Origin of the sequence: Streptomyces sp. OfavH-34-F (assembly GCF_022347745.1) — a bacterium.
Classification (GTDB): Bacteria; Actinomycetota; Actinomycetes; order Streptomycetales; family Streptomycetaceae; genus Streptomyces.
Genome location: NZ_JAKRGC010000346.1, coordinates 1 through 6,433, shown reverse-complemented (window position 1 = coordinate 6,433; position 6,433 = coordinate 1). Strand labels below are relative to the sequence as shown.

Here is a 6,433-nt window from a genome sequence, read left to right as displayed (position 1 = left end):
CTCCGCCGCGCGTACAGGCGGCGCGGGGCGGGGGAGCGCCGGCGGCGCCGGGGCGTCCGAAGCGGCGGCCGCCTCCCCGCCGAGCAGCGCGGCCATGCTGGTCTCGGTCATCCGCAGGAAGGCGAGATGGCTGTCCACCAGCATCTGCTGACAGGCCGCGTGGGCCTCCGCCGTCTGCCGGTGCACCCGGTCGACGGCCGCGTACAGATCGGCGCCCAGCGGTGCGGCGTCCCCGGCGGGACGCACGGCTTGCGGGGGTACGGCGTGCGAGGACATCGGGACCGCCTGGGGTTCGGGCTCGGGAACGTACGGGGACGGCGGCCGGAGTACCTGCCCGCCGGGCGGGGCGGCGGCCTCGGCGCGGGGCGGGGGCAGATGTCCGCGGTCGTTGCCGCCGCTGATCTTCACCGTCATTCGGGGCTCGCGCTCCTTCGCTGGGGTTTCGGGCGACTCGTAGGGCGCCCAGAGAGCGCCGAAGTCCAGGGGGACACCGCGTACGGCGAGTTCGCCGAGCGCCGCGTGCAGGCCGTCCACGCCGGTACGGGGGCCGTCGAGCGACACCGCGGTGTGCCGGCGGTCGCCGAGGATCCGGCCCACCAGCCCCGTCAGCGCGCTGCCCGCACCGATCTCGACGAACGTCCGCACCCCGGCCGCGTACATGGCCTCGAGCTGGTCCTGGAAGAGGACCGGCGAGGCGAGCTGACCGGCGATCCGCCGGCGCACCTCCTCGACGTCCGCGGGGTACGGTGCCGCGTCGGCGGTGCCGTACACCTCGATGCCGGGCGCCGCCAGCGGCACCGTGCGCAGATGGGCGGCGAAGGGTTCGGCGGCCGGGGCGACGAGAGGGCTGTGGAAGGCGGTCGACGCGGCCAGCCGCCTGGTCGCCACCCCCTCATCTGCGAAGGCCCTCTCCACGCGTGCCACCGCGTCCGCCGCACCGGAGAGCACCACCTGCCGGGGCGCGTTGTGGTTGGCGGGCCAGACGTCCCCGTACGCCCCCGCGGCCAGCACCTCCGCCACCCGGTCCCGGTCCGCCGAGACCGCCAGCATCGCGCCCGGCACCGCCGAGGCGTCCCGCATCAGCTCGCCCCGGCGGCGCGCCAGCTCCACCAGCGCCCCGGCGTCCAGCACACCCGCGCAGTGCAGCGCCACCAGCTCGCCGAAGCTGTGCCCCGCCACGCAGTCCGGGCGCAGCCCCAGCTCCCGCACCACCTCCAGCAGGGCCAGCGCCTGCACCGCCAGCGCGGGCTGCGCCCACTCGGTGGCGTCCAGCAGGGCCTTTCGGGCCGCACGTTCCTCGTCGGTGAAGGCGGGCGGCGGGAACACCACCCGGTGCAGCTCCCGGCCGTCGAAGGAGCTGCCGCCCAGCCGGTCCCACACGGCCTGCGCGGCGGGCGCCAGCATGGCGATACCGGCGCCCATGCCGACGTACTGCGCGCCCTGCCCGGGGAACAGGAAGCCGGTCCGGCCCGCCTCCGGCTTCCCGCAGGCGTAACGCACCCCGGACGGGGTGGCGAACGGCGTGTCCGGGTTCCGCTCGATGACGGCCAGCGCCCGGTCGAACTTCTCCCGCAGGTCCTGTTCGCCGGAGGCGACGATCGCCAGGCGCACCGGCGCGGCGGGGGAGAAGGACAGCTGGCTGTCGCGGGCCAGGGCGGCCAGAGGACGGCTCCCGTCCGCCGGCGGCGGCACCAGGGCCGCGGGGGAGTCGCCGCCGAACAGGACGAGTTCGCCCGGCACCGCGCGATGCCGCGGGGCCACCCGCCCTCCGGCGCCGGAGGGCACGTACTCCTCCAGCGTGACGTGGAAGTTGCTGCCGCCGAACCCGAAGCTCGACACGGAGGCCCGGCGCGGGTGGCCGGGCGGCCGCACCCAGGGACGCGTCTCGGTGTTCACGTAGAACGGCCCGTCGGGCAGCGCGGCCGCCGGGTGGGGGCGCTCCACCTTCACGGTCGGCGGCAGCACCTGGTGGCGCAGCGCCATCACCGCCTTCAGCAGCCCCGCCGCCCCCGCCGCGCACTTGGTGTGGCCGATCTGCGACTTCACCGAGCCGACTGCGCACCACGGCCCGCCGTCCCGGCCGGCGGCCCCGAACACCTTGTTCAGGGCGGCCAGTTCGGCCGTGTCACCGGCCTTGGTCCCGGTACCGTGCGCCTCGACCAGCTCCACCGTCTTCGGCCCGTAGCCGGCGTCCTCGTACGCGCGGCGCAGCGCCCGCGCCTGGCCCGCCGGCATCGGGGCGTAGATCGCGCCGCCCCGGCCGTCCGACGCACTGCCGATGCCCCGGATCACCGCGTGCACGCGGTCGCCGTCGCGCTCCGCGTCGGCCAGCCGCTTCAAGGCGTACATGACGACGGCCTCGCCCAGCATCGTGCCGTCCGCGTCGGCGGCGAACGGCCGGCAGTCCCCGGTCGGGGACAGCGCGGGCGTCTTGGAGAAGCAGAGGAACATGCCGATGTCGTTGCCCGTGTCCACGCCCCCGCTGATCACCAGGTCCGCCCGGCCCAGGGCCAGCTCCCCGACCGCCGTGGACAGGGCGGCCAGCGAACTGGCACACGCCGCGTCGGTGGTGTGGTTGATGCCGTGCAGGTCGAACCGGTTGGCGATCCGGCCCGCGACCACATTGCCCAGCAGCCCGGGGAACGACGACTCCCGCCAGGGCTCGAACCGGTCCGAGATCCGGTCGCACACCGCCTGTGCCGCCTCCTCGGTGAGCCCGCTCTCGCGGAGCGCGGCGAGCCACACGGGGCGGTGCGTGCGCCCGTACATGTGCGGCAGCAGTTCCAGGGCCGCCGCGCCGAGCACCACCCCCGTCCGGTCCCCGGCCGTACGGGCCCGGCCCCCGGCGTCCGCCAGCACCTGGTCGGCGACCATCAGGGCCAGGAGCTGCGCGGTGTCCGTCGAGGCGAGCGCGGTGGGCGGCACCCCGTACGCCATCGGGTCGAAGTCGACCTCCGGCAGGAAGGCGCCCCGGCGGGCGTACGTCTTGTCGGGGGCGGCCGGGTCGGGGTCGTAGTGGTCCTCGACCCGCCAGCGGGACGCGGGCACCTCGGTGATCAGGTCCCGGCCGCCGGACACGATCCGCCAGTAGCCGGCCGCGTCCGACGCGCCGGGCACCAGGGCGCCGACCCCGACGACGGCGACGGGATGTCGGCGGAGAGGGGATGAGGGGGGCACGGTCTCTCCTTCGAAGGTCCGCCGGGGGACGGCCGCGCCGCTCACGCCGGTCCACCGGGCACGTAGGTGAAGGACTCGGGCGGCAACGGCACACCGTGGGCCCGCAGTTGATGGGCGCGGGTCAGTACGGCCGCGCCCTCCAGGAGGTGCAGGGCGATGGTGACGACGTCCCGGTGCGCCGGGTCGGCGAGCGGCGTACCGGCCACCCACCGGTTGAACGAGCCCATCGAGGGGCCGCACCAGATCTGGTAGTCCGCCCGCCGCGAGGCGTCCCCCTCGATCGCCCAGCGGCTCGAACTGCCCAGGTACCAGCGGAAGACCAGCGCCATCCGGTGCTTGGGGTCCGCCTGCGCCCGGGCGATCTCGGCGGGGTCGCGGCGCTCCCAGAACGCCCGCGTCCACTGCCACACCTCGTCGAACGACGCGCGCAGCACGTCGCGTTCGAGCGTGGCGCGCAGCGCGTCCGGGATCTCCTCCAGCGAGCCGTGCGCACGGTACGCGGCGTGGAGCCGGCCGGCCCGCCGCGCGAACATCGTCCCCCGGGACAGCACCTGGAGCCGCACGCCGAGCTCGAACATGTCGGCCGCCGGGGCCATGGCCACATCCGCGATGTCCGCCTCGCACAGCATCGCCTTGGCCTCGTCCGACAGCCCCGCCTCGACGGCGGTCTGGTTCACCGACCCCACGACCACGTACGAGGCGCCGAGCGCGAAGGCCGCGGCCACCGCGTCCGGCGTGCCGAGCCCGCCCGCCGCACCGATCCTGACCGGCCGACGGTAGCCGAACCGGGCACACAGCGTGTCGCGCAGCGCGGCGATCCTCGGCAGCAGGACCGACAGCGGCCGGTTGTCGGTGTGGCCTCCGCTGTCCGCCTCCACGGTGACGTCCTCGGCCACCGGCACCCGTGCCGCCAGGTCCGCCTCCTCGCGGGTGAGCCGCCCCCGCGCGACCAGGGCGTCCAGCAGGGCGGCCGGGGCGGGCGAGAGGAACCGTTCGGCCACCTCCGGCCGGGACACCTTCGCCAGCATCCGGGTACGCCGGACCACCTCGCCGTCCGGGCCCCGGCGCAGCCCCCGGGCCGCGCACCACACGACGGCCGGCGTCAGCTCCATGTACGCCGACGCGGAGACGCACGGCACCCCGGCCCGCACCAGGAGTTCGGCCACCCGTGACTCCAGCTCCGGCTCGGCCGGCGAGTGGATGAGGTTGACCCCCCAGTTCCGCCGCTCGCCCAGTTCCCGGACGAGGGTGTGCACGGCCCGCTCGACCTCCGGGTACCCCAGCCCGCCCGCGCCGAAGAAGCCCAGCATGTCCGCGCGGGCCATCGCCGCCACCATCGCGGTCGTCGCGATCCCGTTCGCCATCTCCCCGGCCACGTACGGGAAGCGCAGCCCGTGCGCCTCGCAGAACGTGCGGCCGCCCAGCCACTCCGGGTACAGCGGCGGCAGCGTCCCCAGCACCCGCCCGGACGGCACCGGCCCCCGCACGAGCCCCAGCTCCCGCCCGTCCGGGCCGCCGACCAGATGGACGGGCTCCCGGATGTGCCGCGCGCAGGCGGCGATGGCGTCGGGCGAGAAGGCATCCGGCGGCACCAGGGAGGAGCCGGAGGCGGTGAGGACGGACACGAGGCGGCTCCCACGGGACGGGCGGAACGGACGGGAACGGTCGGGAACGCGGGGAGGCGGGCGCGGCCGGATTCAGCTGCGGCGCACGGGTGGCGGGGCGGTCGCGGCCGGGCCCGGCGGTCCGGACACGGTCCACGACCGGGGAGCCAGCCCCGCCCACAGGTAGTCCGCGTCCACCGGGGCGGACGCGGCGCCCGGACCCAGCTGGGCCCGGACCCGGGTGTCGTCGAACCGCCGCCGGTGCGCGAGATAGGCCGTCATGCCCGGGTAGAAGTCCAGCATCGCTTCGAGGGGCGAGGGCGCGGCCGGGCGGCCGGACACCAGCTCGACCCGCAGCGGAACCAGCCGCTCCAGCACGTCCACGACGGTCGCCACGGGCACATCGCGGTCATGGACCACGTGGAACGTGTCGACTCCGCCCGAAGCGGGCCGCCCGGCCAGCCGCACCATCACGTCGGCCGCGTGTTCCACCTGGAGGAGGTTGAGGCGCCCGTGCGGGTGCCCCACCATCCGGACCCGCGGCCGGTCCCGCGCCCCGGGGCCGCAGGAGCCGCAGGCGTCGCGCAGAATCCGCTCGATGACCTGGAGCGGATGCGGGGGCAGGTCCGGGTGCGGCGGCAGGTCGGTGACCAGGACGCCCGGCCGCAGCACCAGCACCGGCCGGCCGTGCTCCCGCGACCACGCGTGCACCAGCAACTCGGCCTCGTACTTGGAGCGTTCGTAGGCGTTCTCGAACCCGGGGCCGCCGTCCAGCTCGTCCTCGTACGCCACACCCTCACGCCGCGCCCCGGCGACGAACGCGGTGCTCACATGGTGCACGCGGGGCCGCAGCCGGCCGGCGGCGGCCAGCTCCAGGACGTGCCGCGTCCCCTCGACGTTGACGCGGCGCAGCTCCGGCAGGTCGCCCTCCAGATTGATGCTGCCCGCGCTGTGCCACAGCGCGCCCACCCCATCGGCCAGCTCCTGGTACTCCCGCTCGGGCAGTCCCAGCCGGGGCAGCGCGAGATCGATCTCCACCACCCGCACCCGCTCGGCGAGCCCGGCGACGAACTCCGGTGCGGAGCCGGTCAGTTCGAAGAAGCGGACGATGCGGTGCAGGGCGTCGCCGGAGCCCGCGTGGGCCAGGACCGTCACCGACCGGTGCGCGTCGAGCAGACGACGCAGCAGGCGCAGGCCGAGAAATCCGGTCGCGCCGGTGAGGGCTACGTGCACGGCCATGGCTCCAAGGGCTGCGGATGGGACCGCCCCGCCTGCCGCGGGGACGCGCCGCGTCGTCGGACGGCGCGGGCCGCGCCGGCGGTTCCTCCGCCGTCGCCGGGCACGTCGCTCGTCGGCGCACGGCACACCATGGCAGACGGCGGTCGAACCGGAAGAACTCGATCCGGGCCCCTCACCCGAACGAAGTACTCCGACGTCAGAGGCCGCGTACGCCAGTGCGGACCGGCACCCGACCGGGCGAAGCAGCCGTCCCCCGTCCCTCCTTCGGGGGATCTTGCGTACCGCCGCGAAGCCGGTCCCGGGCCACGGGCCGGCACCGGCCGGGAAGCGGCCCACGGGTGCTGCCGCACAGGCCGGGCAGGGGAGCCCGAGCCGTGCGGCGGTACGGGGAAGTCGCCGGGGCCGCCGCCCCG

General features: G+C 75.9%; 3 protein-coding genes. All 3 read right to left on the bottom strand.

Annotation, left to right across the window (positions count from 1 at the left end):
* On the bottom strand, positions 1–3,177 hold a 3,177-nt coding region (locus MHW47_RS30485; protein WP_239227104.1), incomplete at its 3' end, for a type I polyketide synthase.
* A gap of 41 nt (positions 3,178–3,218) precedes the next feature.
* Positions 3,219–4,802, bottom strand: a complete 1,584-nt coding sequence (locus tag MHW47_RS30480; RefSeq protein WP_239227103.1) for a PfaD family polyunsaturated fatty acid/polyketide biosynthesis protein — start codon at positions 4,800–4,802, stop codon at positions 3,219–3,221.
* Between the two features lie 72 nt (positions 4,803–4,874).
* Positions 4,875–6,020: an SDR family oxidoreductase gene (locus tag MHW47_RS30475; RefSeq protein ID WP_239227102.1), complete on the bottom strand. Its 1,146-nt coding sequence runs from the start codon at positions 6,018–6,020 to the stop codon at positions 4,875–4,877.
* Positions 6,021–6,433: the final 413 nt, after the last annotated feature.

Coding starts and splice junctions, on each gene's coding strand:
- MHW47_RS30475 (WP_239227102.1), bottom strand. CDS start 6,020: ATGGCCGTGCACGTAGCCCTCACCGGCGCGACCGGATTTCTCGGCCTG.